Annotated in this window: 24 protein-coding genes; 22 read left to right on the plus strand and 2 right to left on the minus strand. The window is 61.2% G+C overall.

The window, feature by feature from the left end; all coding sequences use genetic code 11:
• Positions 1 to 153 precede the first annotated feature (153 nt).
• The 16 genes from mraZ (at position 154) to lpxC (ending at position 17,847) form a co-directional block, all read left to right on the plus strand.
• Positions 154 to 609 carry a division/cell wall cluster transcriptional repressor MraZ gene (mraZ, locus tag CNQ84_RS06070; protein ID WP_096004001.1) on the plus strand — a complete coding sequence of 152 codons (456 nt, stop codon included), beginning with the start codon at positions 154 to 156 and terminating at the stop codon, positions 607 to 609.
• Complete coding sequence (gene rsmH / locus CNQ84_RS06075; RefSeq protein WP_096004002.1) at positions 606 to 1,544, plus strand: 16S rRNA (cytosine(1402)-N(4))-methyltransferase RsmH; 939 nt, start codon at positions 606 to 608, stop codon at positions 1,542 to 1,544. Before mraZ ends, rsmH begins: the two co-directional genes overlap by 4 nt.
• Positions 1,544 to 1,849: a cell division protein FtsL gene (gene ftsL / locus CNQ84_RS06080; protein ID WP_096004003.1), complete on the plus strand. Its 306-nt coding sequence runs from the start codon at positions 1,544 to 1,546 to the stop codon at positions 1,847 to 1,849. The genes rsmH and ftsL overlap by 1 nt, the downstream gene beginning before the upstream one ends.
• Positions 1,846 to 3,591: a peptidoglycan D,D-transpeptidase FtsI family protein gene (locus CNQ84_RS06085; protein ID WP_096004004.1), complete on the plus strand. Its 1,746-nt coding sequence runs from the start codon at positions 1,846 to 1,848 to the stop codon at positions 3,589 to 3,591. Before ftsL ends, CNQ84_RS06085 begins: the two co-directional genes overlap by 4 nt.
• Positions 3,588 to 5,039, plus strand: coding sequence for a UDP-N-acetylmuramoyl-L-alanyl-D-glutamate--2,6-diaminopimelate ligase (locus CNQ84_RS06090; protein WP_096004005.1), 1,452 nt, complete (start codon positions 3,588 to 3,590; stop codon positions 5,037 to 5,039). The genes CNQ84_RS06085 and CNQ84_RS06090 overlap by 4 nt, the downstream gene beginning before the upstream one ends.
• A complete protein-coding gene (locus CNQ84_RS06095) occupies positions 5,032 to 6,420 on the plus strand; it encodes a UDP-N-acetylmuramoyl-tripeptide--D-alanyl-D-alanine ligase (protein WP_096004006.1) in 1,389 nt (462 codons plus the stop codon). The genes CNQ84_RS06090 and CNQ84_RS06095 overlap by 8 nt, the downstream gene beginning before the upstream one ends.
• 1 nt (position 6,421) lies before the next feature.
• A complete protein-coding gene (mraY, locus tag CNQ84_RS06100; RefSeq protein WP_096004007.1) occupies positions 6,422 to 7,504 on the plus strand; it encodes a phospho-N-acetylmuramoyl-pentapeptide-transferase in 1,083 nt (360 codons plus the stop codon).
• A 10-nt stretch (positions 7,505 to 7,514) separates the two neighbouring features.
• A complete protein-coding gene (gene murD / locus CNQ84_RS06105; protein ID WP_096004008.1) occupies positions 7,515 to 8,864 on the plus strand; it encodes a UDP-N-acetylmuramoyl-L-alanine--D-glutamate ligase in 1,350 nt (449 codons plus the stop codon).
• Complete coding sequence (gene ftsW / locus CNQ84_RS06110; RefSeq protein ID WP_096004009.1) at positions 8,861 to 10,039, plus strand: putative lipid II flippase FtsW; 1,179 nt, start codon at positions 8,861 to 8,863, stop codon at positions 10,037 to 10,039. Before murD ends, ftsW begins: the two co-directional genes overlap by 4 nt.
• A complete protein-coding gene (gene murG, locus CNQ84_RS06115) occupies positions 10,029 to 11,102 on the plus strand; it encodes an undecaprenyldiphospho-muramoylpentapeptide beta-N-acetylglucosaminyltransferase (RefSeq protein ID WP_096004010.1) in 1,074 nt (357 codons plus the stop codon). Before ftsW ends, murG begins: the two co-directional genes overlap by 11 nt.
• A 34-nt stretch (positions 11,103 to 11,136) precedes the next feature.
• A complete protein-coding gene (gene murC, locus CNQ84_RS06120; RefSeq protein ID WP_217350062.1) occupies positions 11,137 to 12,543 on the plus strand; it encodes a UDP-N-acetylmuramate--L-alanine ligase in 1,407 nt (468 codons plus the stop codon).
• Entirely contained in the window at positions 12,543 to 13,460 is a 918-nt protein-coding gene (locus CNQ84_RS06125; protein WP_096004012.1) for a D-alanine--D-alanine ligase, read from the plus strand. Before murC ends, CNQ84_RS06125 begins: the two co-directional genes overlap by 1 nt.
• Before the next feature lie 11 nt (positions 13,461 to 13,471).
• On the plus strand, positions 13,472 to 14,332 hold the full coding sequence (locus CNQ84_RS06130; protein ID WP_096004013.1) for a cell division protein FtsQ/DivIB: 861 nt from the start codon (positions 13,472 to 13,474) through the stop codon (positions 14,330 to 14,332).
• 9 nt (positions 14,333 to 14,341) lie between these two features.
• Positions 14,342 to 15,574, plus strand: coding sequence for a cell division protein FtsA (gene ftsA / locus CNQ84_RS06135; RefSeq protein WP_096004014.1), 1,233 nt, complete (start codon positions 14,342 to 14,344; stop codon positions 15,572 to 15,574).
• An 87-nt stretch (positions 15,575 to 15,661) separates the two neighbouring features.
• Entirely contained in the window at positions 15,662 to 16,828 is a 1,167-nt protein-coding gene (gene ftsZ / locus CNQ84_RS06140; RefSeq protein WP_096004015.1) for a cell division protein FtsZ, read from the plus strand.
• 107 nt (positions 16,829 to 16,935) lie between these two features.
• Positions 16,936 to 17,847: a UDP-3-O-acyl-N-acetylglucosamine deacetylase gene (gene lpxC / locus CNQ84_RS06145; protein ID WP_083728261.1), complete on the plus strand. Its 912-nt coding sequence runs from the start codon at positions 16,936 to 16,938 to the stop codon at positions 17,845 to 17,847.
• 117 nt (positions 17,848 to 17,964) lie between these two features.
• Here lpxC and CNQ84_RS06150 read toward each other — a convergent pair whose 3' ends face one another.
• Entirely contained in the window at positions 17,965 to 18,429 is a 465-nt protein-coding gene (locus tag CNQ84_RS06150) for a DUF721 domain-containing protein (RefSeq protein WP_096004016.1), read from the minus strand.
• Between the two features lie 195 nt (positions 18,430 to 18,624).
• On the opposite strand from CNQ84_RS06150, the gene CNQ84_RS06155 reads away from it, so the two are divergent.
• From CNQ84_RS06155 to argJ, 3 genes are all read left to right on the plus strand, one after another.
• Positions 18,625 to 19,461, plus strand: a complete 837-nt coding sequence (locus CNQ84_RS06155; protein WP_133065868.1) for a M23 family metallopeptidase — start codon at positions 18,625 to 18,627, stop codon at positions 19,459 to 19,461.
• Positions 19,462 to 19,643: 182 nt separating this feature from the next.
• The gene (gene secA / locus CNQ84_RS06160; RefSeq protein ID WP_096004018.1) at positions 19,644 to 22,376 is read left to right on the plus strand and encodes a preprotein translocase subunit SecA; all 2,733 of its coding nucleotides are present in this window, start codon (positions 19,644 to 19,646) and stop codon (positions 22,374 to 22,376) included.
• A gap of 154 nt (positions 22,377 to 22,530) precedes the next feature.
• Positions 22,531 to 23,748, plus strand: a complete 1,218-nt coding sequence (argJ, locus tag CNQ84_RS06165; RefSeq protein WP_096004019.1) for a bifunctional glutamate N-acetyltransferase/amino-acid acetyltransferase ArgJ — start codon at positions 22,531 to 22,533, stop codon at positions 23,746 to 23,748.
• Positions 23,749 to 24,143: 395 nt separating this feature from the next.
• On the opposite strand, the gene CNQ84_RS06170 is transcribed toward argJ, so the two are convergent.
• Positions 24,144 to 24,668 carry a GspH/FimT family pseudopilin gene (locus CNQ84_RS06170; RefSeq protein WP_133065869.1) on the minus strand — a complete coding sequence of 175 codons (525 nt, stop codon included), beginning with the start codon at positions 24,666 to 24,668 and terminating at the stop codon, positions 24,144 to 24,146.
• A 129-nt stretch (positions 24,669 to 24,797) separates the two neighbouring features.
• Between CNQ84_RS06170 and CNQ84_RS21055 the strand changes: the two genes are divergently transcribed.
• From CNQ84_RS21055 to CNQ84_RS06185, 3 genes are read left to right on the plus strand one after another with little or no spacing between them, the layout of a single operon-like run.
• Positions 24,798 to 25,262 carry a GspH/FimT family pseudopilin gene (locus CNQ84_RS21055; protein ID WP_083728255.1) on the plus strand — a complete coding sequence of 155 codons (465 nt, stop codon included), beginning with the start codon at positions 24,798 to 24,800 and terminating at the stop codon, positions 25,260 to 25,262.
• An 11-nt stretch (positions 25,263 to 25,273) separates the two neighbouring features.
• On the plus strand, positions 25,274 to 25,765 hold the full coding sequence (gene pilV / locus CNQ84_RS06180; RefSeq protein WP_083728254.1) for a type IV pilus modification protein PilV: 492 nt from the start codon (positions 25,274 to 25,276) through the stop codon (positions 25,763 to 25,765).
• Positions 25,762 to 26,556: a PilW family protein gene (locus tag CNQ84_RS06185; RefSeq protein ID WP_096004048.1), complete on the plus strand. Its 795-nt coding sequence runs from the start codon at positions 25,762 to 25,764 to the stop codon at positions 26,554 to 26,556. Before pilV ends, CNQ84_RS06185 begins: the two co-directional genes overlap by 4 nt.
• The last annotated feature ends 1 nt before the right edge of the window (position 26,557 follow it).

Here is a 26,557-nt window from a genome sequence, read left to right on the forward strand (position 1 = left end):
GCGCTAAACCACTGCTACGCAAGGTTTTTTTCCTCTGCGCGGCTATTGACGCTGTTTGGGCGCATTTCTATAGTGTCGCAAAGTGGTGTTAAGTGGGTCGAAGTGGGAAATTTTGGCGCTTTCGGCCGCCAACCAAGGAAAAAGGACTGCAGCGTGTTTCGCGGAGCCAATGCCATCAATCTCGACGCCAAAGGGCGACTCGCGGTGCCAGCGCGCTACCGCGACCGTCTGTTGGAGTCGTGTGGCGGGCAGTTGGTCGCGACCATCGCGCTGGAAGAGCGCTGTCTCTGGATCTACCCGCTGCATGAGTGGGAAGTGGTCGAAGAGCAACTGCGCAAGGCGCCGAACATGAACCCGGCAGTCAAGCGCCTGCAGCGCCTGCTGATTGGTAATGCCAACGATCTGGAGCTGGACAGCAACGGTCGCTTTGTTATTCCGCCGCTGCTGCGTGAACACGCCGGGCTGGACAAGAAAGTCATGCTGGTCGGGCAAATCAATAAATTCGAGCTCTGGAGTGAAGAAGCCTGGACGGCTACCACCAGTGCCTATCTGGACGAATCGCAGGAAGCCGGCGAACTGCCGGAACAACTGCATTCGCTGAGTCTATGAGCGCCGCAACCGGCTATTCACATATCAGCGTGCTGCTGAACGAGGCGCTTGACGGTCTGGCCATTCAGGCTGACGGCCTTTATATCGACGGTACCTTTGGGCGCGGCGGACATAGCCGCGCGCTCCTCGCGCAGCTTGGGCCGGAGGGCAGGCTGATCGCCTTCGATAAAGATCCGGAGGCCATCCGGGTTGGCGACCAGCTAGCGGCCGAAGACGGCCGCTTTGTCGTTGTACAGCGCTCCTTTGCCGAGATGGCTGACGAATTGCGCGCGCGCGGTCTGGCCGGGCAGGTACAGGGCGTTTTACTGGATCTGGGCGTGTCTTCGCCGCAGCTGGACGACCCGACCCGCGGTTTCAGTTTTCTCAACGACGGTCCGCTGGACATGCGCATGAATCCGTCCGCAGGCCAGAGCGCTGCCGACTGGATCAACAGCGCCAGCGAGGCGGATATTGCGACGGTACTCAAGGAGTACGGTGAAGAGCGCTTTGCCAAACGCATGGCCCGCGCCGTGGTGGCCCGTCGTGCCGAACAGCCGTTCACCCGCACTGCCGACCTGGCTGCCGTGATTAAGGAAGCCAACCCCGCCTGGGAAAAGGGCAAGCACCCGGCGACCCGCGCTTTTCAGGGTATTCGCATCTTTATCAATCGTGAGCTGGACGATCTTGCCGACGGCCTGCGTGCGGCACTGGCAGTGCTGGCCCCCGGCGGACGTATGGCGGTGATCAGCTTTCACTCGCTGGAAGATCGCATGGTCAAGCAGTACATGCGCCGTGAGGCCAAGGGCGCGCCCATTCCGCGTGACCTGCCCATTCGCGATATCGATATTCCGGTGTCCATCAACCTGGTGGGTAAGGCGATCAAACCGAGCGCAGCCGAAGTGGATGCCAATCCCCGTGCTCGCAGCGCCGTATTGCGCGTAGCGGAGAAACGTTGATGAGCGCCCCTGCGCCTCAATCCCGCCGCGCAGGCCTGCCCGCCGGCAGCGGCTGGCTGCTGCTGGTCGCCGTGCTGGTGATTGTCAGTGCGCTGGCGGTTTCCTTCAGCGCGCACTGGAGCCGCCAGTTGCTGAATGAGCTGGCTGGTGAAATGGACGTGCGTGAAAAAGCGCAGGCCGAATGGGGGCGTCTGGTGCTGGAGCAGAGCACCTGGACGGCCTACAGCCGCATCGAGCGCATTGCGACCGAGCAGCTCGGCATGAAAGTGCCGGAGCCTAGCGACGTGATTCTGGTGCAGCCATGAAAAAGTTCGCACTCAAGTCCAATGGCAGCCTCTACCCCTGGCGGTTCCGCCTGGTAGTGGGCGTGCTGGGCTTGTGCTGTGTGGCCGTGGGCTGGCGCATTGCCGAGCTGCACGTGTTGGATGAAGGTTTCCTGAAAAGCCAGGGTGACAAGCGCAGTGTGCGTCATGTGCCGATCCCGGCTCATCGCGGGCAAATTACCGACCGTAACGGCGAGCCGCTGGCGGTCAGCACCCCGGTTCTCACCATCTGGGCCAACCCTTCGCAACTGATCGATCAGCAGTCGCACTGGCCGGCGCTGGCCGCTGCGCTGGGCACTGACCTGGTTACCTTCAGTGAACGCCTGAAAGCCAACGCCGACAAGGAGTTCATTTACCTGCGCCGCCGCATGACGCCCGCAGACGGTGAGGCGGTAATGGCGCTGGATGTACACGGCGTATACAGCATTGAAGAGTACCGCCGTTTCTACCCCGCGGGCGAAGTGGCGGCGCATCTGGTCGGCTTTACCAACGTAGACGAGCAGGGGCAGGAAGGGCTGGAGCTGGCGTATGACCAGTGGCTTCAGGGTGTCCCGGGGCGGCGGCAGGTGCTGCAGGACCGGCGCGGCCGGCTGATCAAGGATGTGCAGGTGGTCGCCAACGCTCGGCCCGGCAACGATCTGCGCCTGTCCATCGATCTGCGTCTGCAATATCTGGCGCATCGTGAGCTGCGCGAGGGCATGCAGGAGTTTGGCGCCAAGGCCGGCTCGGTGGTGATCCTTGATGTGAAGACCGGCGAAGTGCTGGCCATGGTCAACCACCCCTCCTACAACCCGAACAACCGCTCCAATCTGCAGCCAAGCATGATGCGCAACCGCGCCATGATCGACGTGTTCGAGCCAGGCTCGACGATGAAGCCATTCTCCATGACGGCAGCGTTGGCGACCGGGCGCTGGAAGCCTAGCGATCAGGTGAATGTGTACCCCGGCACCCTGCGCATCGGTCGGTACACCATTCGTGACGTATCGCGCGCTCCGGGCGGGGTACTGGATCTGGGTGGCATTCTGCTCAAATCCAGTAACGTGGGCATGAGCAAGGTGGCGCTGGATATCGGTGGCGAAGCCGTGCACGACGCCATGCAGGCGGTTGGCCTGGGCGAGTACACCGGTGTTGGCTTCCCGGGTGAGGGTGTCGGCAAACTGCCAACCTACCGTACCTGGCGTTCGGCGGAGACCGCTGCACTGTCCTACGGCTACGGCCTGTCTGTCACCGCTGTGCAGCTGGCGCAGGCTTACGCGGTTCTGGCCAACGACGGTCGCAAGGTGCCGATGTCGCTGTTGCAGGTAGCGGAGCGACCCGCAGGAGAACAGGTGTTGCCCGAAGAGGCGACACGCATGGTGCAAACCATGCTGCAAAATGTGATTGAGGCCGATGGCGGCACCTACCGGGCACGTGTGCCCGGTTACCACGTGTCCGGCAAAAGCGGCACTGCGCGCAAGGCCAGCACCTCGGAAAAAGGCTATCGCGAGGATTCCTATCGTTCCCTGTTTGCCGGCTTTGGGCCTAGCACCGATCCGCGCATCGCGATTGCCGTGGTGATCGATGAACCGAGCGAAGGCGGTTATTACGGCGGCCTGGTCGCGGCACCGGTGTTTGGCGGGTTGATGTCCAACGTGCTGCGTTTGATGAACATTGCGCCGGACAACCTGGCCGGGTTGCAGCAGGTAGAACTGCCCGCACCGCCTGCGGAAGGGGGGCGCGGATGAAGCTGTCTCAATTGCTCCCTGATCTGACCCAGGCCGATATCGAGATTCAGGGCCTGACCCTGGACAGCCGTCAAGTGAAGGCGGGCGACCTGTTTCTTGCCTGTGCCGGTCGCCAGCACGACGGCCGCCGTTACATCGAGCAGGCTGTTGCTGCGGGTGCGGTCGCGGTTGCCTATGAGCCGGACGGCTTCAGTGCCTCGGCGCTGGCTGTGCCCATGCTGGCGGTCAGTGGCCTGCACCAGCAACTGTCGGCGCTGGCCGACCGTTTTTACGGCCAGCCCAGCGCTGCGCTGCAGGTGGTTGGCATTACCGGTACCAACGGCAAAACCAGTGTCAGCCAGATGCTCGCCCAGGCGCTGAATCAGCTGGGTTCGCGCTGCGGCGTGATTGGTACCCTGGGCAGTGGTTTCCCTGAGGCGCTGGTCGATCATGGCATGACCACCCCTGATGCCCTTGCCGTGCAGCGCCAGTTGGCCGGCCTGCTGGCAGAGGGCGCGCGTCAGGTGGCCATGGAGGTGTCGTCTCACGCGCTGGATCAGCAGCGGGTCGCGGCCGTGCGCTTTGCGGTCGGCGTGTTTACCAATCTGAGCAGAGATCATCTGGATTATCACGGCAGCATGCAGGCCTACGGTCAGGCCAAGGCCGAGCTGTTCAAGCGCCCGCTCAGTGCGGCGGTGATCAACCTGGATGACCGCTTTGGCCGGGAGTTGGCCGCCGGCTGCGCCTGTCCGGTCATTGGCTTCAGCCTGCAGGACAGCAGCGCTGCGCTGTATTGTGCCGACGTGCAGTCCGACAGCCTGGGGCTGGGTGCCCGCCTGTTCATTCAGGGTAAAGAATTCAACCTGCGCAGCCCGCTGCTTGGCCGCTTCAACCTCAGCAACCTGCTCGCGGTGCTCGGCAGCCTCTTGGCGCTTGGCATCGATGCAGACGCCGCGCTGGCGCAGGTGGCGTCACTGCTGCCACCGGCAGGGCGCATGCAGCGCCTGGGTGGCGGCACGCTGCCGTTGGTGGTGGTGGATTACGCTCATACCCCGGACGCGCTGGAAAAGGCGCTGGTCGCCTTGAGTGAACACGCTGCCGGTCGAGTGGTTTGCGTCTTCGGTTGCGGAGGCGACCGCGACAACGGCAAGCGGCCGCTGATGGCGCGCATTGCCGAGCAGCATGCAGCGAAAGTGGTAGTGACCGACGACAACCCTCGTACCGAGGCGTCGGCACAGATCATTGAACAAGTTTGTCAGGGCGCGGAACACCCGCAGGCGTTGACCGTCATACCCAACCGTGCACAGGCAATCGCCCAGACGATTGCTGCGGCACAGGCCGGCGATGTCATTCTGCTTGCCGGCAAGGGTCACGAGAATTACCAGGAGATCGACGGCGTGCGTCACCCCTTCAGCGATATCGAACAAGCCGGACTGGCTCTGCAGCAGTGGGAGGTCAGCCATGCTTGAAGCGCTGCGCCTGAGCGACCTGCTGAAACCTCTGATGGCGACCCTCAATGGGGTCGATACTCATTTTGACAGCGTCAGCATTGATGCACGTACCGTCGAGCGTGGCGGCCTGTTTGTTGCCTTGGCTGGCAGCCGCAGCAACGGTCATGACTTTGTTGCCCAGGCCCGTGAAAACGGCGCGGCGGCGGCGATGGTCGAGTATCTGGTGGATGACCCGCTGCCGCAGCTGCTGGTGCATGACTGCCAGTTGGCGCTGGGCAACCTGGCCGCTCTGGTACGCAAGCAGTTCAGCGGCACGGTCATCGGCATTACCGGTTCCAGCGGCAAAACCACCGTCAAGGAAATGCTGGCCGCCATCCTGCGCGAATGCGGCCCGGTGCTGGCCACTCGCGGCAACCTGAACAACGAATTGGGTGTGCCGCTGACCCTGCTGCAACTGACCAGCGAATACCGTTTTGCGGTGATCGAGATGGGCGCCGCTCAGGTGGGCGACATCCATTACAGCATGGGCCTGGTCAAGCCGCAGATCAGCGTGCTGACCAATGCCGAGATGGCGCACGTCGGCCGCTTTGGCAGTCCGGAGAGTATCGCCAAGGCCAAAGGCGAAATTGTTTCTGCGCTGCCGGCCGGGGGTCACGCGGTGCTGAACCTGGATAGTCCCTGGTTCGAACAGTGGTATCAGTTGCTCGGCAGCCGGCGTACCGCCAGCTCATTCAGTCTGAAGAATCCGACTGCGCAGCTGCGCGCCGAGGCGCTTGAGCTGGACGAGCAGGGGCGTCCGCGCTTCAACCTGATCACGCCGGCAGGTGGCGTGTCCGTGCAACTGCAGCTGCGCGGCATGCACAACGTTGCCAACGCGCTGGCTGCTGCTGGCGCCGCCTTGCAGGCTGGTGCCGACCTGAGAGCCATTGCCGCGGGCCTGGCTGCACTGGCACCCGTTGATGGTCGTGGTAACTGGGCGGTTGGCCTGGGCGGCGCGCAGATCATCGACGACGCCTACAACGCCAACCCTGCCTCGGTCATCGCCGCCATCGACCTGCTGGCCAGCATGGACGGGCGCCGCGTGCTGGCGCTGGGTGACATGGGTGAGCTGGGCGAGTGGGCCGAGCAAAGCCATCGTGAGGTTGGTGAGCACGCTCGCAAGGTCGGCCTGGATGCCCTTTATGCCACCGGCCGGCTGTCTGCCCTGGCCGTTGACGCTTTTGGTGAGCAGGGCTGCCTGTTCGATAGCCGCGAGGCGCTGGTTGCCGCGCTGGTTCCCACTTTGGACGCCAACACCCGAGTGCTGGTGAAAGGCTCGCGCAGTGCGGGCATGGATACTGTCGTCGCCGGCCTTCTGGCCCCGGCTGACGCGCTCAACAACGACAACGGGGCCAGCTGACATGTTGCTTTTCCTTGCCGAGTTTCTCCAGCAGTACTACTCCGGCTTTTCGGTGTTCCAGTACCTGACCCTGCGCGGCATTCTGGGCGTGCTGACCGCGCTGGCCATCGCGCTGTTTCTGGGGCCCTGGATGATCCGCACCCTGCAGGTGCGTCAGATTGGCCAGTCGGTGCGTACCGACGGCCCGCAGTCGCACCTGTCCAAAAAGGGTACCCCCACCATGGGCGGCGCGCTGATTCTGGTCGCGATCGGCATCGCCACCCTGCTGTGGGCTGACCTGCGCAACCTCTACGTCTGGGTAGTGCTGGGCGTGACCATCAGCTTTGGCGCGGTGGGCTGGGTCGATGACTACCGCAAGGTCATCGAGAAAAACTCCCGCGGTCTGCCGTCGCGCTGGAAGTACTTCTGGCAGTCGGTGTTCGGCCTCGCGGCCGCCATTGTGCTGTATATGGCGGCGAAGACGCCGGTAGAAACCACACTGATCGTGCCGTTCTTCAAGCAGGTCGAGTTTCAGCTCGGCATTCTGTTTGTCGTGCTGACCTATTTCGTCATCGTCGGCTCCAGCAATGCGGTCAACCTGACCGATGGACTGGATGGTCTGGCCATCATGCCAACGGTCATGGTTGGTGGCGCGTTGGGCATCTTTGCCTACCTGTCGGGTAATGCCAGGTTTGCCGAGTACCTGCTGATCCCTTACGTGCCGGGCGCCGGCGAGCTGATCATCTTCTGCGGTGCGCTGCTGGGCGCCGGCCTTGGCTTTCTCTGGTTCAACACCTATCCCGCCCAGGTTTTCATGGGCGACGTGGGCGCGCTGGCGCTGGGCGCCGCGCTGGGCGTGATCGCGGTGATCGTGCGACAGGAAATTGTGCTGTTCATCATGGGCGGCATTTTTGTGGTGGAAACGCTGTCGGTCATCGTGCAGGTGGCGTCGTTCAAGCTGACCGGGCGTCGGGTGTTTCGTATGGCGCCGATCCACCACCATTTTGAACTCAAAGGCTGGCCGGAGCCGCGCGTGATCGTGCGTTTCTGGATCATCACCGTCGTACTGGTGCTGATCGGCCTGGCCACATTGAAGCTGCGTTGAGGAGCAGGGCGTGTCACTGATTACCACGGACAAGCAACGGATCATCGTCGGGCTCGGCAGCAGCGGGCTCTCGGTCGCCCGTTATCTGGCGGGCCAGGGCCTGTCCTTTGCCGTGGCCGACACCCGTGAAAATCCGCCCGGCTTGGAAAAGCTGAAGCGTTTTGCGCCCATGGCTGATCTGTACCTCGGTGAGCTGGATGAGGCGCTGCTGTGCGCCGCTGACGAGCTGATCGTCAGCCCAGGCGTCGCCTTGGCAGTGCCTGCGCTGCAGGCCGCCGCCAAGGCGGGTGTCAGCATCGTGGGTGATATCGAACTCTTTGCCCGCGTGGCCAAGGCGCCGATCGTGGCGATCACCGGCTCGAATGCCAAAAGTACGGTCACTACGCTGGTCGGCGAAATGGCTGCTGCGGCTGGCGTCAAGGTGGCGGTTGGCGGCAACCTGGGCACGCCCGCACTGGACCTGCTGGATGAGCAGCCCGAGCTGTATGTGCTGGAGCTGTCGAGCTTTCAGTTGGAGACCACCGCGAACCTCAACGCGATGGTCGCTACTGTGCTGAACATCAGTGAAGACCACATGGACCGCTACGCCAGCCTGGCGACCTACCACCTGGCCAAGCACCGCATCTTCCGCGGCGCGCAGCAGGTGGTGGTGAACCGCGATGACGCGCTGTCGCGTCCGCTGGTGGCCGATGACTTGCCACGACTGACCTTTGGTCTGTCGCGTCCCGACTTCAAGGGCTTTGGTCTGATCGAGCAGGATGGCGAGAGCTGGCTGGCCTATGAATTCAAGGCCCTGATGCCGACCCGCGAGTTGAAGATGCGTGGCGCTCACAATCAATCCAACGCGCTGGCGGCGCTGGCGCTAGGTCAGGCAGCTGGCCTGCCGATGGATGCGATGCTTGATACGCTGCGCCGCTTCACCGGCCTGCCGCACCGCTGCCAGTGGGTCGGTAGCCACAACGACGTGGCCTACTTTGATGATTCCAAGGCGACCAACGTGGGCGCTGCACTGGCGGCGATCAACGGCTTTGCTGCGGACATGGACGGCAAGCTGGTGCTGATCGCCGGCGGCGATGGCAAGGGCGCCGACTTTGCGCCGCTGCAGGTGCCGGTGAGCGCGCACTGCCGCGCGGTGGTGCTGCTGGGCCGTGACGCTGATCGGTTGAGCGCCGCGCTGGGCGATGCGGTGGTGCAGCGCCGTGTGACGTCTATCGAAGACGCCGTCACTGTCGCCTCTGAGCTGGCGCAAGCTGGCGATCTGGTGCTGCTGTCGCCGGCCTGTGCCAGCCTGGATATGTTCCGCAACTTTGAAGAACGTGGCCGGCTGTTTGCCGACGCGGTCGGGAGGCTGGGCGCATGAACCTGTCTCTGAACCTGCGTGAGGTTGCCGCACCGCTGTTCGGTGCGCGCCGCTTTGATATGGATCTGCCGTTGCTGGTAGGCGCCTTTGGCTTGCTGGCACTCGGGCTGGTGATGGTGACCTCGGCGTCGATGGAAGTGGCGGCCGGCCGCCTTGGTAGCCCGCTGTATTATATGAACCGTCAGATCGTTTACCTGCTGATCGGCCTGGGCGCGTTGGCGGTCACGCTATCGGTCCCGGTGGCGGTGTGGGAGCGTTTTCGCTTTTTGCTGCTGTTCCTCGGCTTTGCCCTGCTGGTGGCGGTACTGATTCCCGGCATCGGGCGTGAGGTCAACGGCAGCTGGCGCTGGATTGGTGTCGGCCCGATCAACATCCAGCCGTCCGAGCTGGCCAAGCTGTTTGCGGTGGTGTTTCTGGCGGGCTATCTGGTGCATCGTCAGGATGAGGTTAAAGAGGCCTGGTTCGGCTTTATCAAACCCTTCATGGTGCTGGGGCCGATGGCTTGCCTGCTGATTGTCGAGCCTGACTTTGGCGCCACCGTGGTGCTGCTGGGTGCCGCAACCGGCATGCTGTTTCTCGGTGGTGTGGGGCTGTTCCGCTTCCTGCTGCTGTTCGGCTCGCTCGGTGCGCTGGCGGCGCTGGCGGTCTGGGCCGAACCCTACCGTTTGCAGCGCCTGACCGGTTTTCTCGACCCTTGGCAAGACCCCTACGGCACCGGCTACCAGCTGACCCAGGCGTTGATCGCCTTTGGACGTGGCGAGTGGTTTGGCGTTGGTCTGGGCAACAGCATTCAAAAGCAATTCTATCTGCCCGAGGCGCACACCGACTTTGTGTTCGCCGTGCTGGCGGAGGAGCTGGGCATGATCGGCGCGCTCGCCGCCTTTGCCTTGCTGATCTTTGTGGCCGTGCGTGGCCTGTACGTGGGGCTGGCAGCCGAGCGCGAGGGCATGCTGTTCCACGCCTATCTGGCCTACGGCCTGGCGATCATGTGGTGTGGGCAGATTCTGATTAACGTGGGGGTCAATATCGGCCTGCTGCCAACCAAGGGGCTGACATTGCCGTTCCTCAGTTACGGCGGTAGCTCGCTGGTGGTCTGCTGTATCTGTCTCGGTCTGTTGCTGCGCATCGACTGGGAGCGCCGTCAACCGCGTCAGGAGGCCAGCAATGAGCAATAAGGTACTGGTCATGGCTGGTGGCACCGGCGGACACGTGTTCCCGGCACTGGCCTGCGCCCGCCTGCTGAAAGAACAGGGGTACGAGGTGCATTGGCTTGGCACCCGGCGCGGTATCGAAGTGGACCTGGTACCCCAGGCCGGCTTCCCGATTCATTACATCGACATTCAGGGGCTGCGCGGCAAGGGCAAGCTGGATTTGCTGAAGGCGCCGTTCCGCATCCTGCGCGCGCTGGGGCAGTCCCTGCGGCTGCTCAAGCAGTTGAAACCGGTCTGTGTGCTGGGGGCGGGTGGCTATGTTACCGGTCCAGGCGGGTTGGCGGCCTGGATGCGTGGTATTCCGGTGATCATCCATGAACAGAACGCGGTTGTTGGTACCGCCAACCGGTTGCTGGCGCGTATCGCCAAACGTCGCTGCGAAGGCTTTGCCGGCAGTTTTGCCGACGGCGCAGACCGCCGCAGCACCGGCAACCCGGTGCGCGAAGATATCTTTGCCACGCCGGTCCTTAGCTGGGACGGCAGCCGTCCGATGCACCTGCTGGTGCTGGGCGGCAGCCTGGGCGCTATGCCGCTGAATAAACTGCTGCCGGCGGCGCTGGCCAAGATTGACCCCGCCCAGCGGCCGCAAGTGGTGCACCAGTGCGGCAAGCAACATCTGCTGCTGGCGCGCGAAGCCTATGAGCAGGCTGGTGTGCGCGCAGAGGTTGAAGCCTTTATCGCCGATATGGCCGGTGCCTACGCCTGGGCTGATCTGGTGATCTGCCGGGCCGGTGCCCTGACGGTGTGCGAGCTGGCAGCCGCTGGCCGGCCTTCGCTGCTGGTGCCGCTGCCGCACGCCATCGACGACCACCAGACCGCCAACGCCCGTTACCTGGCGGATCGCGGCGCCGCTGTGCTGATGCCCCAGAAAGAGCTCGATGCCGAGCAATTGGCCAATACCCTGACGACTTACATGAACAACCCGGAGCAGCTGCAACAGATGGCCCAACGAGCCCGTGAACAAGCCACCCCCAATGCCACCGCCGACGTCGTGCGTGCCTGCCTGGAGGTTGCCCGTGAGCACTAATACAGCTACTCAGGCTACTTTCACGCTGCCGGGCATGCGTCGTATCCGCCATATCCACTTTGTGGGTATTGGCGGTGTGGGCATGTGCGGTATTGCCGAGGTACTGCTGAACCTGGGCTACGAGGTGTCGGGTTCCGATCTCAAGCGCTCGGCCGTGACCGAGCGGCTGGAGTCCTTTGGCGCTCGCATCGATATTGGGCATCGTGCCGAAAATTTGCTGGAAGCGGACGTGCTGGTGGTATCCAGCGCGATCAACCCGCAGAACCCCGAAGTCGCCGCCGCCATCGAGCGCCGCATTCCTGTAGTGCCGCGCGCCGAGATGCTGGCTGAGCTGATGCGCTACCGTCACGGCATCGCCGTGGCCGGCACCCACGGCAAGACCACCACCACCAGTCTGATTGCCTCGGTGCTGGCCGCCGACGGCATGAGCCCGACCTTCGTCATTGGCGGCAAGCTGACCGCTGCCGGCACCAACGCCCAGCTGGGCGAAAGCCGCTACCTGGTGGCCGAGGCCGATGAAAGCGACGCGTCTTTCCTGCATCTGCAGCCGATGGTGGCGATCGTTACCAACATCGATGCCGATCACATGGAGACCTACGAGGGCGACTTCAGCAAGCTCAAGCGCACCTTCGTCGAGTTCTTGCACAACCTGCCGTTCTACGGCCTGGCAGTGCTGTGCATCGATGACCCGGTCGTGCGCGAGATTCTGCCGCAGATCAACCGTCAGGTGGTGACCTACGGTCAGTCCGAGGACGCCGATATTCGTGCTGTGAACATCCACCAGCGCGGCATGCAGACCTTCTTCACCGTGCTGCGCGAAGGACGCGAGCCGCTGGATGTATCGGTCAACATGCCGGGCGTGCACAACGTCCTGAACTCGCTGGCAACCATCGCCGTGGCCACCGATGAGGGCGTGTCTGATCGCGCCATCGTTGACGGGCTTGCCGGTTTTCAGGGCGTTGGTCGGCGCTTTCAGGTGCAGGGCAATTTCCGCTGGGGTACAGGCGAAATCATGCTGGTGGACGACTACGGTCACCACCCGCGCGAAGTGGCTGCCGTGATCAAGGCTGTGCGTGCCGGTTGGCCGGAGCGCCGCCTGGTGATGCTCTATCAGCCACACCGCTACAGCCGTACCCGTGATCTCTACGAAGATTTTGTGCAGGTACTGGGTGAGGCAAACGCCCTGCTGCTGATGGAAGTCTATCCGGCCGGCGAAGAGCCGGTGACCGGCGCAGACAGCAAGCATTTGTGCCGCAGCATCCGTCAGCGCGGCCAGCTGGATCCGATTTACGTCGAGCGTGATGCCGACGTTATGCCGCTGCTCGAAGCGGTGCTGCAACCGGGCGACATCCTGCTGACCCAGGGTGCCGGTGATATTGGCGGGTTGTCGGTGCAGTTGGCCGATGCCCTGGCAACCCACTTCCGGGAGGGTAAAGCCTGATGATCGACGTATCTGTATTCGGGCGCGTAGCGGTGTTGTTTGGTGGTAGCTCGGCCGAGCGTGCGGTGTCCCTCAAATCCGGTGCTGCCGTGCTGGCCGCGCTGCAGGTCGCGGGTGTGGATGCCTACGGCATCGACGCGGGTCCGCAATTGGCGGAGCAGCTGTTGAACGAGCGCCCGGACCGGGTGTTTATCGCGCTGCACGGGCGCGGCGGTGAGGATGGCAGCCTGCAGGGGCTGCTGGAAAGCTTGCTGATTCCCTATACCGGCAGTGGCGTGATGGCCTCGGCGATCGGTATGGACAAGCTGCGCACCAAGCAGATCTGGCAAAGCCTGGGCCTGCCGACACCGGCTTACGCCATGCTGCGCGATGGTGGTCAGTGCGCCGAGATTGTCGAGCGTCTGGGTTCGCCGCTGATCATCAAGCCGCTGCACGAAGGCTCCAGCATCGGCATGGCCAAGGCTGACAGCCTGCAGCAGCTGCAGGACGCGTGGCAGGGCGCCCAGTCTTACGACAGCGAGGCGCTGGTCGAGCAGTGGATTCAGGGCGCCGAATTTACCGTGGCGGTACTCGACGGTCAGGCGTTGCCACCGATCCGCCTGCGCACGCCGCACACCTTTTACGACTACGAGGCCAAGTATCAGGCCAACGATACCCAGTACCTGTGCCCCTGTGGCCTGCCAACCGAACAGGAAGAGCAGCTCAAGGCACTCAGTCTGCGCGCCTTCGAGGCCGTTGGCTGCAAGGGCTGGGGCCGGGTCGATGTGATGCAGGACGAGCAGGGCAACTTTTACCTGCTGGAAGTCAACACCGTGCCGGGTATGACGGACCACAGTCTGGTGCCCATGGCGGCCAAGGCCACGGGGTTGAGTTTTGGCGATCTGGTACTGGCCATTCTGGCCGGCACCCTGAACTGATGGATAACTGAATGCAGGCTATTCGCGATACACGCAGTGCACCGCCGCCGCCCCGCCGCAAGGCCGGCAGCCGCGGCGCGGTGCGCGTGCAGCCGGCGCAGCCTCGGCAAATGCCGCGCCTGCGCCTGCCCAGCGCGGACCTGCAGGGTATCGGGCGGCGCCTGCAGCAACTGCTATGGCCGCTGCTGCTGGTGGCCCTAGGTATGGGCCTGTACGAGCTGGGCAGCCGCCTGATGCCGTTGGCTGACCGCCCTATCGCGCTGATCAGCGTCGAGGGCGATCTGCAGTACATCGACGGTGATGCCGTGCAGGGGGTGATCGAGCCCTACCTGAACGACAGTTTTCTGGGAATCGATCTGGATGGCCTGCACGCAGATCTGCAGGACATGCCCTGGGTGGCCCAGGCCTCGGTACGGCGAGTCTGGCCGGACCGGTTGGTGATTCAGCTCGATGAGCAGCTGCCGGTTGCCCGCTGGGGCGACAGTGCGCTGCTGAACAACGAAGGCAAGGCGTTCAAGCCGCAGAACATTGGCAGCTTCAGCGAGCTGCCGCGCCTGAGCGGGCCGGAGCGAGCCAAGCGCAAGGTCATGCGTCAGTACCAGCAATTTAGCGGCCTGTTGCGGCCGCAGGGCATGGTGGTCAGCAGTCTTGAGTTGCGTGATCGCGGCAGCTGGTTTCTGACCACCGAGGACGGCATGCAGCTGTTGCTCGGGCGCGACAATCTGGTGGAAAAAATGCAGCGGTTCATGACCGTCGAACAGCTGATGCTGTCTGACCGCCGTGAACTGATCGCGCGGGTCGACCTGCGCTACAGCAATGGTATGGCCGTGGCCTGGCGAGATGCCGCCACGGCGGAAACAGCGGGGGAGTAACGGGAGATTATGGCAAGCAAGCAGGGCAGCAGAATGATTGTGGGCCTGGACATCGGCACCTCCAAGGTGGTCGCGCTGGTCGGTGAGATCGGCTCGGACGGCGAGTTGGAGATCGTCGGTATCGGCTCGCATCCCTCGCGCGGACTCAAGAAAGGCGTGGTGGTCAATATCGAGTCGACCGTGCAGTCGATCCAGCGCGCTATCGAGGAAGCCGAGCTGATGGCGGGCTGCCAGATTCACTCGGTCTACGCCGGTATTGCCGGTAATCACATCCGCAGCCTGAACTCCAACGGCATCGTTGCGATTCGCGACCGTGAAGTGGTGCAGGCCGATATCGAACGCGTGCTGGATGCCGGTCAGGCGGTCGCCATTCCTGCGGATCAGAAGGTGCTGCACATCCTGCCGCAGGAATACGTCATCGATAACCAGGAAGGCGTGCGTGAGCCGCTGGGCATGTCGGGTGTGCGTCTGGAAGCCAAGGTGCATCTGGTGACCTGCGCACTGAATGCGGTGCAGAACATCGAAAAGTGCATCCGTCGCTGCGGCCTGGAAGTCGAAGACGTGATTCTGGAGCAGCTGGCGTCCAGCTACGCGGTGCTGACCGAGGACGAGAAAGAGCTGGGCGTGTGCCTGGTGGATGTGGGTGGTGGCACGACCGATATCGCGATCTTTACCGAAGGGGCGATTCGCCACACCGCGGTGATTCCGATTGCCGGTGATCAGGTGACCAACGACATCGCCATGGCGCTGCGTACGCCGACCCAGTACGCCGAAGAAATCAAGATTCGCTATGCCTGCGCGTTGGCCAAGCTGGCTGGCCCGGAGGAAACCATCAAGGTACCGAGCGTGGGCGAGCGCCCGCCGCGCGACCTGTCACGCCAGGCGCTGGCTGAAGTGGTCGAGCCGCGTTATGACGAGCTGTTCACGCTGATTCAGGCGGAACTGCGTCGTTCCGGCTTCGAGGACATGATCCCGGCCGGCATCGTGCTGACCGGTGGCACCGCCAAAATGGAAGGCGCCATTGAGCTGGCCGAAGAAATATTCCATATGCCGGTTCGCCTTGGCATGCCGCAGGAGTTCAAAGGGCTGACCGATGTGGTCCGCAACCCGATTTATGCCACCGGTGTGGGCCTGTTGCATTACGGCATCAAGCACCACGGTGAGCAGAGCGCTCAACCAACTGACAGCAACAAGGCGTCGGTGGTCGAGCGTATGAAGAAGTGGTTCCAGGGCAACTTCTAGTCGCCCGCAGTTAACAGACCCGCCAAAGCGGGCACATGCAGTAAACGAAACGACAACGAAACAAAGAGTGATTCAAGGAGAAAGGCCATGTTCGAACTTATCGACAATGTTCCCCAGAACGCAGTAATCAAAGTCGTCGGCGTTGGCGGCGGTGGCGGAAACGCCCTCCAGCACATGGTGGTCAACAACGTGGAAGGCGTTGACTTCATTTGTGCCAACACTGATGCCCAGGCACTGAAGAACGTCAGTGCCCGCACTGTCCTGCAACTCGGCTCCGGCGTGACCAAGGGCCTGGGTGCCGGCGCGAATCCGCTGATTGGCCGTGAAGCGGCGATCGAAGACCGCGAGCGCATTGCAGAAGTCCTGCAGGGCTCCGACATGGTATTCATCACCGCCGGCATGGGTGGTGGTACCGGTACCGGTGCTGCGCCGATCGTTGCAGAAGTTGCCCGTGAAATGGGTATCCTGACTGTTGCCGTGGTGACCAAGCCGTTCCCGTTTGAAGGTCGCAAGCGTCTGCAGGTTGCCGAAGAAGGTATCCGCGAACTGAGCCAGCACGTCGACTCGCTGATCACCATCCCGAACGAAAAACTGCTGACCGTACTGGGCAAAGATGCCAGCCTGCTGGCTGCCTTCAGCAAAGCCAACGATGTGCTGCTGGGCGCGGTACAGGGTATTGCTGACCTGATCATGCGCCCGGGTATGATCAACGTTGACTTTGCCGACGTGAAAACCGTGATGAGCGAAATGGGCATGGCAATGATGGGTACCGGCCACGCCAGCGGCCCGAACCGCGCCCGTGAAGCGGCCGAAGCGGCCATCCGCAGCCCGCTGCTCGAAGACGTCAACCTGATGGGCGCCCGCGGTATCTTGGTCAACATCACCGCCGGTCCGGACCTGTCGCTGGGCGAATTCTCCGAAGTAGGTAGCACCGTTGAGGAGTTTGCCTCCGAGTCCGCCACCGTTGTAGTCGGTACCGTTATCGATCCTGAACTGCGTGACGAACTGCGAGTTACCGTGGTTGCCACCGGCCTGGGTGCGCGTGAAAAGCCAGTCAAAGTGGTCGATAACACCGCCGCCGCTGCACCGGTTGCCCGTCAGTCTGATGCCGGTGCGCCTAACTACCGCGACCTGGATCGCCCGACTGTAATGCGTAACCAGCCTGCAACCAGCGCTGCTGCGCACCTGAGCAAACCGGCAGAAGATCTGGACTACCTGGATATCCCGGCCTTTTTGCGTCGTCAGGCCGATTAATCCGGTTAATCGGAGGCATAGGGCTAATTGGTATTCATCAAAAGCGGTCTTTGCTATGATGCACGCCAATTTATTGAGGGTTTTTCGCAACCAGAGCGGAAGCAAACATGATCAGACAACGCACACTGAAGAACGTCATCCGGGCAACCGGTGTAGGTCTGCATTCGGGTGAGAAGGTATATCTCACCCTGAAGCCGGCACCGATTGACACGGGTATCGTGTTCCGTCGCGTGGATCTCGACCCTGTGGTCGAGGTCCCTGCCCGAGCCGAGTGCGTGGGCGAGACGACCATGTCTACCACCCTGATCAAGGATGGTGCCAAGGTCGATACCGTCGAGCATTTGCTGTCTGCCATGGCCGGTCTGGGGATCGATAACGCCTATGTCGAGTTGAGCGCACCGGAAGTCCCGATCATGGATGGTAGCGCCGGTCCCTTCGTATTCCTGATTCAGTCGGCGGGTATTGCCGAGCAGGATGCAGCCAAGCAGTTCATCCGCATCAAGCGGGAAGTGACTGTCGAGGAGGACGGTAAAACCGCGACCTTCGTACCTTTCGAGGGCTTCAAGGTCAGCTTCGGGATTGATTTCGACCACCCGGTATTCCGTGGTCGCAGCCAGTACGCCAGCGTCGACTTCTCCAGTACCTCCTTTGTCAAGGAAGTCAGCCGGGCACGGACCTTCGGTTTCATGCGCGACATCGAGTACCTGCGTTCACAGAACCTGGCGCTCGGCGGCAGCGTTGACAACGCCATCGTCGTCGATGAATACCGGGTGTTGAACGAAGACGGTCTGCGCTACGAAGACGAGTTTGTGAAGCACAAGATCCTGGATGCCATTGGTGACCTGTACCTGCTGGGCAAAAGTCTGGTTGGCGAGTTCCGTGGTTACAAGTCCGGCCATGCGCTGAACAACAAGCTGCTGCGCGCGCTGCTGGCCAATCAGGATGCCTGGGAGCTGGTGACCTTCGATGATGCTGGCACCGCACCCATTTCTTTCATGCGTCCGGCCACCGCTGTATGAGGGCCTGAGCCCACCCCTTTCTCGTTTCGTTGTACTTTGTTTCGGCCACCCTCGGGTGGCCGTTTTCTTTTTGGCGGGACGGGGAACTTGGCGACCGCTTGGGTGTCCCTGTGTGCCTCAAGATTGTCCCTGGCCATCGTCGTGGTGACGAGCCAGGCGTTGCAGGGCGGCTTTCAAGCCCGGGTCTTCCACGTAGTCGGCGGTTTCGCGCAGGCTGGCACTGGCCACTTGTGAACGCGGCATAGTGCGAACCGGTGGTGCTTTTTTGACCAGTGGTGGTTGTACCCTGCAATGAATTTTCGTTAAGGTGGCGAATTCGTTGAACGCCTGCAGGTCGCGAATCAGCCGTTTTTGCTGATAGCGCAGCCTGGTTGCCCAATGGCTGCTGCTGACCACCAGGCGTAATGTGCCGCTATCCAACGCTGCAACATGACAGTGCGCGCGGGCCGCCGGTTCCAGACGGGATTCCAGCAGCGCCTGCAATCGCTCAATTTGACGGGATTTTTCCAGCAGCGCCTTGAGCGTGCTGTTGGTGCGTAACAGGTCGGTTGGTCGACGTGCATCCAGTGGACGGAATGCCATGGGGGTTGCTGCCAGCCAGAGAAGTAGAGGAGCGGCCATGCTAACAGAAGCGCCGCCACGATTGTTTGGGGTCGTTATTTGAATATCATCATTTTAACCGGACGCCACGGCGCGTCGCGGACCGTGACGCTGGGAGCGCACTGGGTTGCCGCGGGGGTGAGCCTGTTGCTTACCTTGCCGTTGGTGGCTTCTCTTGTGACCTGGCAATTGCTCTCCGGTTCCGGAAGCGCTGTTGCTGACGACCGGGCTGTGCCGGCCTGGCAGCAAGCCTTGCAGGAGTATGAAGTAGAGCCGCTGCAGGAAGACGACGGCACGCAGGCGCAGATAGAGCGTATGAGCCAGCAGCTGGCGCGGTTGCAGATGCGTCTTACCCGGCTGGATGCCCTCGGTGAGCGGTTGACCGAGCTGGGTGAATTCAGTGATGGCGAGTTTGATTTTGGCGCCGAGGTCGATTTTGGTCTGGGGTCGGAGCTTGAGCCCGGCATGGGCGGCCCCGAGCTGCGCGATGATGACCTCAGCTACAACGCACCTGATCTGCAGGGCCTGATCGAGCAGCTGTCGGCGCGAGTCGATAATCGCACTCGGCAACTGCAATTGCTGGAAGACCTGATGGTCAGCCGGCAGACCGATGTTGACGCAATTTTGGATTTCATTCCGGTGCCCGACGGGCGCCTGTCTTCCGGTTTTGGGCGTCGTACGGACCCTATTACCGGGCGTTTTTCGATGCATAACGGCCTGGATTTCGCCGCGCCGCGCGGCACGCCAATCCACGCGGTGGGGGCGGGCGTGGTCACCTTCGCTGCCCGCAATGGGGCGTACGGCAATATGGTGGAAATTAACCACGGTAACGGTCTCAAAACCCGCTACGCTCACGCCTCGGAGCTGAAGGTGAGCAAAGGTGATCTGGTGCAGAAGGGGCAGGAAATCGCCACTGTTGGCAGTACCGGGCGCTCCACTGGCGCTCACCTGCACCTCGAAGTGTACAAGAATGGTATGGCCGTTAACCCACGCCGTTTCCTGGCATTGAATTAGTCTCGCGTCGCCCCCACTCATATCCTTTCATACCGGCCTTTGCCTGAATTGTTGTGGCAAAGGTCGCGCCGGCCGCGCGGTTTAATGTGCGGCAAGAATCAGAGTAGAATGCCTTTTTCAGTGCTGGTCCGGGCTGCACGGGACTGAGCTCGTCACCTCTCACATGGATACCTAATTCGATTATGTTTGCGCCGTTAGTCAGAAAGCTGTTGGGAAGCAAGAACGATCGTGAGTTGAAGCGCATGGGCAAGGTGGTTGTCGCCATCAACGCTCAGGAGGAGGGGTTGAATGCGCTGAGCGATGAACAGCTGAAGGCGAAGACCGGCGAGTTCAAGCAACGCCTGGCTGATGGCGCCACCCTGGATCAGCTGCTGCCGGAGGCCTTTGCTGTTGTGCGCGAGGCCGGTAAGCGGGTGATGGGCATGCGTCACTTTGATGTCCAGCTGATCGGCGGCATGACCCTGCACGAAGGCAAGATCGCCGAGATGAAAACCGGTGAGGGTAAGACGCTGGTAGCAACCCTGCCGGTCTACCTGAATGCGCTGGCTGGCAAGGGCGTTCACGTGGTGACGGTCAACGACTATCTGGCCAGCCGTGACGCCAACACCATGCGTCCGCTATACGAGTTTCTCGGTATGACGGTTGGCGTGGTGGTGCCATTCCAGGACCCGCAGCAAAAACGCGCGGCCTATCAGTGTGACATCACCTACGGTACCAACAACGAACTGGGCTTTGACTACCTGCGCGATAATATGGCTTTCCGTCTGGAAGACAAGTTCCAGCGCGAACCTTATTTTGCGGTGGTCGATGAAGTTGACTCCATTCTGATCGACGAAGCCCGCACGCCGTTGATTATCTCCGGCCCGGCCGAAGACAGCTCCCAGATGTATGCGGCGATCAATAAACTGATTCCTCAGCTCAAGCGCGGCCAGACTGCCGAAGAGGGTGTCGAGGCGGTCGATGGTCATTACCTGATCGACGAGAAGGCGCGCCAGGTTGAGCTGACCGAAAGCGGCCACCAGTTTATCGAAGACCTGCTGGTACGCGAGAAGCTGCTCAATGAGGGCGACAGCCTTTATGCGGCGCAGAACCTCGGCCTGCTGCATCACGTTAACTCCGCGTTACGCGCTCACACCCTGTTCCATCGCAACGTCGAGTACATCGTACAGAACAACCAGGTGCTACTGGTCGATGAGCATACCGGGCGCACCATGCCGGGCCGTCGCTTGTCCGAGGGGCTCCACCAGGCCATCGAGGCGAAAGAAGGCCTGCAGATTCAGGCTGAGAGCCAGACCCTGGCCTCCACCACTTTCCAGAACTATTTCCGGCTGTACCAGAAGCTGGCGGGCATGACGGGTACGGCGGATACCGAAGCCTTTGAGTTTCGTCAGATTTACGGCCTCGACGTGCTGGTCATCCCGACTAACAAGCCGATGGTGCGCAAGGATTACAACGACCTGGTCTATCTCAGCATTGAAGAGAAGTTTGCCGCCATCGTTGCCGATATTAAGCACTGCATGGAGCAGGGCCGTCCGGTGCTGGTAGGTACCGCCTCCATTGAGTCGTCCGAAGTTGTTGCCCAGTTGCTCAATCGTGAAAAGGTCCCACACAAGGTCCTCAACGCGAAATTCCACGAGAAGGAAGCCGAGATCGTAGCCCAGGCGGGTCGTCCGGGTGCCGTCACCATCGCCACCAACATGGCCGGCCGGGGTACTGACATCATCCTCGGCGGCAACTGGGAAGCCGAGGTCGCCGCTCTGGAGAACCCCACAGAGCAGCAAGTCGCGCAGATCAAGGACGAATGGCAGCTGCGGCACCAGCAGGTGCTGGAAGCGGGCGGCCTGCATATCATCGCCTGCGAGCGTCACGAATCCCGCCGTATCGACAACCAGCTGCGCGGTCGTGCTGGTCGTCAGGGTGATCCGGGTTCCAGCCGCTTCTACCTGTCGCTGGAAGACAACCTCATGCGCATCTTCGCCTCTGACCGGGTGAAGAACTTCATGAAAGCCCTGGGGATGGAGAAGGGTGAGGCCATCGAGCATCGCATGGTCACCAACGCCATCGAGAAAGCCCAGCGCAAGGTCGAAGGCCGTAACTTCGATATTCGCAAGCAGTTGCTGGAATACGACGATGTTGCCAACGAACAGCGTAAGGTGATTTACGGCCAGCGTAATTCCATTCTTGCCAGCGAATCGGTTGAAGAAACCATCGCGGCGATCCGTCAAGACGTCGTCAACGACATGGTGGCCATGCACATGCCGGCAGGTAGTCTGCCTGAGCAATGGGACGTTGATGGGCTGGAGAAGGCGCTTGCCGGCGAGCTGGGCCTGCATCTGCCAATCCAGCAGTGGCTGGATGAAGATGAACGGTTGCAGGAGCAAGGCGTAGCCGAGCGCATTCTGGACGCGCTGGTTGCGGCCTATCGCGAGAAGGAAGAGCTGGCAGGCGCGGAAGCCCTGCGGACCTTTGAGAAGCAGATGCTGTTGCGCGTGCTGGATGACCTGTGGAAAGAGCACCTGGCGACGATGGATCACCTGCGCCAGGGCATCCATCTGCGTGGTTATGCGCAGAAGAACCCGAAGCAGGAATATAAGCGCGAAGCCTTCAACCTGTTCCAGGAGCTGCTGGATACGCTCAAACGCGACACCATTCGCGTGCTGAGCCACGTGCAGGTGCGTCGCGAGGATCCGGCCGAGGAGGAGGCGCGTTTGCGCCGCCAGGCCGAGGAAATGCAGCGGCGCATGCAGTTCAAGCATGAAGAGGTCAATGCCGTCGCTGACGAAAGCGAGCAGGAGCCGGACCAGCCGCAGGCAGCCGCACCGCAGACACGCGAAGGGCCGAAGGTCGGCCGTAACGATCCCTGCCCATGCGGCTCCGGTAAGAAGTACAAACACTGTCACGGGCAGATAAGCTGAGCCTGAAAAGCAGCTGTAAGCTTCAGCGGCAAGCTACAAGTTAAACCTGTTAACCCTCGGCTTTATAGTCGGGGGAATCTGTATGCTTTTGAAGCTTGAAGCTTGAAGCTTGAAGCTTGAAGCTTCCCTTTCCCTCTTTTTTGGAGCGTTATACATGCCTGTTGGTCTTGGTCCTCTGCCCGCACTGCATCCGGTTTCCGGTTTTCGTCTTGGCATCGCCTCGGCGGGTATCAAGCGTGCTGGCCGTAAGGATGTGGTGGTCATGGAGGCCGCTCAGGGCTCCAGCATGGCTGGCGTGTTTACCCGTAATGCTTTTTGCGCTGCACCCGTAACCCTGTGCCGCCAACGGCTGGCAGGGTCGCCGCAGTACCTGCTGGTCAACACCGGTAATGCCAACGCCGGTACCGGCAAGCCTGGCATGCAGGCTGCCGAGCGAACCTGCGAGGCGCTGGCCGAGAAGGTAGGTTGCGAGGCGGCGCAGGTGCTGCCGTTCAGCACCGGTGTGATTGGCGAATTGTTGCCTGCCGACAAGGTTATCGCAGCGCTGCCGGCTGCCTTGGCTGATCTGGCCGAAGATAACTGGGCGAACGCGGCGGAAGGCATCATGACTACCGATACCCAGCCCAAAGGCTGCAGTCGGCGTATCGAGATTGCGGGCCAAGTCATCACCATCACCGGTATCTCCAAGGGCGCCGGCATGATTCGCCCAAATATGGCGACCATGCTGGGCTATGTCGCGACCGATGCGCCGGTTGCTCAGCCGCTGCTGCAATCGCTGCTGCGTGAGGCGGCCGACCTGTCGTTCAATCGCATCACCATTGATGGCGACACCAGCACCAATGATTCCTGCATGCTGATTGCGACCGGTAAGGCGGATATTCCGTTGATCGACAGCGCTGATGCGCAGGGCTATGAGGAGCTCGCAGCCGCCATCAAGGATGTGATGCTGACACTGGCGCAGGCCATTGTGCGTGATGGGGAAGGGGCGACCAAGTTCGTGACCATTCGTGTCAATGGTGGGGCCAACGTCGACGAGTGCCTGGATGTCGCATACGCTGTGGCCCACTCTCCTCTGATCAAGACCGCGCTGTTTGCTTCCGATCCCAACTGGGGGCGCATCCTGGCTGCCGTTGGCTATGCCGGTGTGCCTGATCTGGATGTCGAGAAAATCGACGTTTATCTGGATGATGTCTGCATTACCCGTCAGGGTGGTCGTGCCGCCGAGTACGAGGAGTCCCAGGGTGCGCGTGTCATGGCGCAGTCAGAGATCACCATTCGCATCGAGCTGGGTCGCGGCGAGGTGAGTGAAACCTTGTGGACGACCGACCTCTCGCACGAATACGTCCGGATTAACGCCGAGTACCGTACCTGAGGTACCTAGGGTCTGTTGACGTTTCGCTCGCCCGCCTGCCGGAGGCCATTTTTTCGGTCAGGCAAGGCGGAGGAAGCGTAGTGTCGTTGATCTACATAAGCGACCGACAACGTAGCATGGCCGAAAAATGGCCCCGGCCCTGCGGGTGGGGCCGCCGAGGTTGCGCCTGTAAGGCCGCCACTCGGCGTCGCTCGTCGCTCGTCGCTGATTTGGAATGACCACAAAAACGCAGGGAGCGTTTTTGTGCGCCAGCCCCAAAGGGGTGAAGCACAGGAATGTGCTGAACAAACTGCGCTCTTTGCCTCTTGATTGGCGGCCCTACAGGCAGCAACAGGTGGGTGAACGAAACGTCAACAGACCCTAGGCGCACACCTTGTCACGGGTGTGCGCTTCGCTTATGGCGTGGCGGCGCACTGCCGTGCGTCAAACTGACGAGACTCTGTGCGCAGGCGCCCGACACGATTGATGATCAGCTGTCGGCCGCGCTGCTTCAGATCTGGCGGGCACAGCCTAAAGCTGCCGGCCAGAAAACCGCCGTGTACCTGCTCTGACTCGCCCAGCGCGTTGTAGCGCAAGTAGCTTCGCAGTTGACCACTGGCGGCGACGCTGGACAGCAATGCCGCCTGATCTTCCAGCAACAGAACGTCACCGGCGCCAAGTTCAAGGTTGTTATCCCGGTCGACAAACACCTGCCAGCCTCTGTTCCAATCCCCTGTCATTGGCATCATTACTACCGGCTCATTGCGCTCGATGGCCTCGTTCCGAGTAAACCGAATGCTGCGCTCTAAGGCGTCCTGCGCGCTGTCCAGGCGCTGCTGGTCGATCAGTCGCTGCAGCGACGGCACGCCAATACTGATCAGAATGCCGAGTAAGGCCACTGCTACCAGCAGTTCGGTCAGGGTAAATCCGTTACTTTTCATCTGCACTTGGCCCACACCTTCGGATCGGTTGTCAGCTTGTCCGGTGATTATGACCGCCTATCTGCAGTGCTGAGCTATTGATGTAGGCGAGATTTATGATCTACCAATCAAAAAGTGGAGGTTCTGAGAATGCAGCGGGAAAGAGGGTTTACTGTGCTCGAGCTGATGGTGACGCTAGTGGTCGCTGCCATTGTGTTGAGTCTTGCCGTGCCGTCCTTCCAGAGAACTGTTGCAAATAATGCCGTTAGATCAACTACGAGCGACCTGGTCTCCGCCTTGAATGCCGCCAGGGCGGAATCTATGAGTTCTAGGGCGATGGTTACCGTGTCACCCCAGGGTGGGGACTGGGGGAATGGATGGACGATAGTGCATCAGGCCTCTGTAAATAGTGACGACGCTTATCAGCTTGCCGATAAGGTCAGGATTCGTAGTGATATCGCCTCCGTTGTCTTCAGGCCAGAGGGTGGGCTCACTGCCGCGGGAAACAACATCACGATCTGTCACGAAGATGCCACCATCGATGGTAGGCGTATAACCCTCTCTTTTCTGGGGCGTGTGACGGTTGAAACGATCGCAGGGGGGTGTGGAGCGTGAACAGGCTTTCGATGAAGAGTGCTCAAGCAGGTGTGAGCATGGTGGAAGTGCTCATCGCGGTGCTTGTTCTGGCTGTCGGTGCGCTGGGGTTTGCAGGTGTGCAGGTGGTTGCGATGCAGAAATCCGAAGATGCTAATTACCGTAGTGCGGCCATGCTGATCGCCCAGGATGCTGTAGAGCGAATTCAAGCCAACGCGGCTGAGATTGCCGATTACCGGAACGGCACTGCGATCGTCACTCCTTCCAGCGCTCCCGCTCAGACGTGCGGTAATGGGTGTGACGTAGTCGATTTGGACTTGGCTCAGTTGGCGTGGGCGGCGAATCAGACCTTGCCAAATGGGCTGATCAAGATTGATAGCTGCGACTTCAATGGTTTGACCTGTGTGGTGCTGAATTGGGGAGAGCGCGACGGTGCGGTGAATAGTATCGATGCGTGCACTAGCGGTGCCGGTGTGAATCTCGCCGAGGATGCAAATTGTCTGGTAATGGAGTTCGCTCGATGAAGCACTCACAACAAGGGTTGACCCTAGTAGAGCTGATGATTGCATTGTTGCTTGGCTTATTGCTGAGCTTCGCGGCTATACAGCTGTTGGTGAGCAATCAACGAACTTTCTCGCTGCAGGACGCAGTGACCGGAGTGAACGAAGACGGTCAGACGGTGTTGCGCTATATCGCTGCTGATATTCGCAATGCTGGGCGCGGTGGTCAGATTGAAGGGTTTGTCCAGCCGGTAGTGCTGGCGCTATCTGTTGATGACTCTGAAGGTAATCCCGTCGCTTTCCAGTCAACAGATGGGGGGGCGAACGGCAACGACGTATTGGTGGTTAGCTACCTGGCTCAGCGGGCTTGTCAGGGTGCCGACTTGACGGCAGGCGGTGCCAATCCAGAGGGCGAGATCGTTGTTAATCGCTACTTTGTCGTAGACGACAGCTTGTGGTGTGCGAGTGTGCGTCAGCTTGAAGGAGGCGGTTATGCCGCGTTAGCCCCCAATGCAGTGGAGCTGATTTCAGGAGTTGATAGCTTCCAGGTTCTATATGGCGTTGATGGAAGTCTCAATGGTGAAATTGGTGCTACCCGCTTTGTATCGGCGACAGATCTAGCTGCAGCTGACTCTGTTGTGTCCATACGAGTAGGTCTGCTTCTTCGTAGTAGCGATACAACATTGCCTGTTCCAGCGGGTGGCCAGACGGTCTCTGTGCTTGATCAGCAGGTTGTGACGCCGGAAGATCGCGCAATCCGCCGTGTCTTCTCTACCACCGCTCAAGTTCGCAACGTCTATTGGGATGGTATTTGAT

This window comes from Pseudomonas abyssi, assembly GCF_002307495.1.
Lineage (GTDB): Bacteria > Pseudomonadota > Gammaproteobacteria > Pseudomonadales > Pseudomonadaceae > Halopseudomonas > Halopseudomonas abyssi.

Bases quoted from the DNA above. Each gene is read 5' to 3' on its own strand.
- CNQ84_RS06090 (WP_096004005.1), top strand. From the start codon at position 3,588: ATGAAGCTGTCTCAATTGCTCCCTGATCTGACCCAGGCCGATATCGAG.
- lpxC (WP_083728261.1), top strand. From the start codon at position 16,936: ATGATCAGACAACGCACACTGAAGAACGTCATCCGGGCAACCGGTGTA.
- murC (WP_217350062.1), top strand. From the start codon at position 11,137: ATGCGTCGTATCCGCCATATCCACTTTGTGGGTATTGGCGGTGTGGGC.
- CNQ84_RS06150 (WP_096004016.1), bottom strand. From the start codon at position 18,429: ATGGCATTCCGTCCACTGGATGCACGTCGACCAACCGACCTGTTACGC.
- ftsA (WP_096004014.1), top strand. From the start codon at position 14,342: ATGGCAAGCAAGCAGGGCAGCAGAATGATTGTGGGCCTGGACATCGGC.
- secA (WP_096004018.1), top strand. From the start codon at position 19,644: ATGTTTGCGCCGTTAGTCAGAAAGCTGTTGGGAAGCAAGAACGATCGT.
- ftsL (WP_096004003.1), top strand. From the start codon at position 1,544: ATGAGCGCCCCTGCGCCTCAATCCCGCCGCGCAGGCCTGCCCGCCGGC.
- murG (WP_096004010.1), top strand. From the start codon at position 10,029: ATGAGCAATAAGGTACTGGTCATGGCTGGTGGCACCGGCGGACACGTG.
- CNQ84_RS06085 (WP_096004004.1), top strand. From the start codon at position 1,846: ATGAAAAAGTTCGCACTCAAGTCCAATGGCAGCCTCTACCCCTGGCGG.
- CNQ84_RS06170 (WP_133065869.1), bottom strand. From the start codon at position 24,668: ATGAAAAGTAACGGATTTACCCTGACCGAACTGCTGGTAGCAGTGGCC.
- CNQ84_RS06130 (WP_096004013.1), top strand. From the start codon at position 13,472: ATGCAGGCTATTCGCGATACACGCAGTGCACCGCCGCCGCCCCGCCGC.
- pilV (WP_083728254.1), top strand. From the start codon at position 25,274: ATGAAGAGTGCTCAAGCAGGTGTGAGCATGGTGGAAGTGCTCATCGCG.
- CNQ84_RS06125 (WP_096004012.1), top strand. From the start codon at position 12,543: ATGATCGACGTATCTGTATTCGGGCGCGTAGCGGTGTTGTTTGGTGGT.
- CNQ84_RS21055 (WP_083728255.1), top strand. From the start codon at position 24,798: ATGCAGCGGGAAAGAGGGTTTACTGTGCTCGAGCTGATGGTGACGCTA.
- ftsZ (WP_096004015.1), top strand. From the start codon at position 15,662: ATGTTCGAACTTATCGACAATGTTCCCCAGAACGCAGTAATCAAAGTC.
- rsmH (WP_096004002.1), top strand. From the start codon at position 606: ATGAGCGCCGCAACCGGCTATTCACATATCAGCGTGCTGCTGAACGAG.
- mraY (WP_096004007.1), top strand. From the start codon at position 6,422: ATGTTGCTTTTCCTTGCCGAGTTTCTCCAGCAGTACTACTCCGGCTTT.
- argJ (WP_096004019.1), top strand. From the start codon at position 22,531: ATGCCTGTTGGTCTTGGTCCTCTGCCCGCACTGCATCCGGTTTCCGGT.
- CNQ84_RS06095 (WP_096004006.1), top strand. From the start codon at position 5,032: ATGCTTGAAGCGCTGCGCCTGAGCGACCTGCTGAAACCTCTGATGGCG.
- CNQ84_RS06185 (WP_096004048.1), top strand. From the start codon at position 25,762: ATGAAGCACTCACAACAAGGGTTGACCCTAGTAGAGCTGATGATTGCA.
- ftsW (WP_096004009.1), top strand. From the start codon at position 8,861: ATGAACCTGTCTCTGAACCTGCGTGAGGTTGCCGCACCGCTGTTCGGT.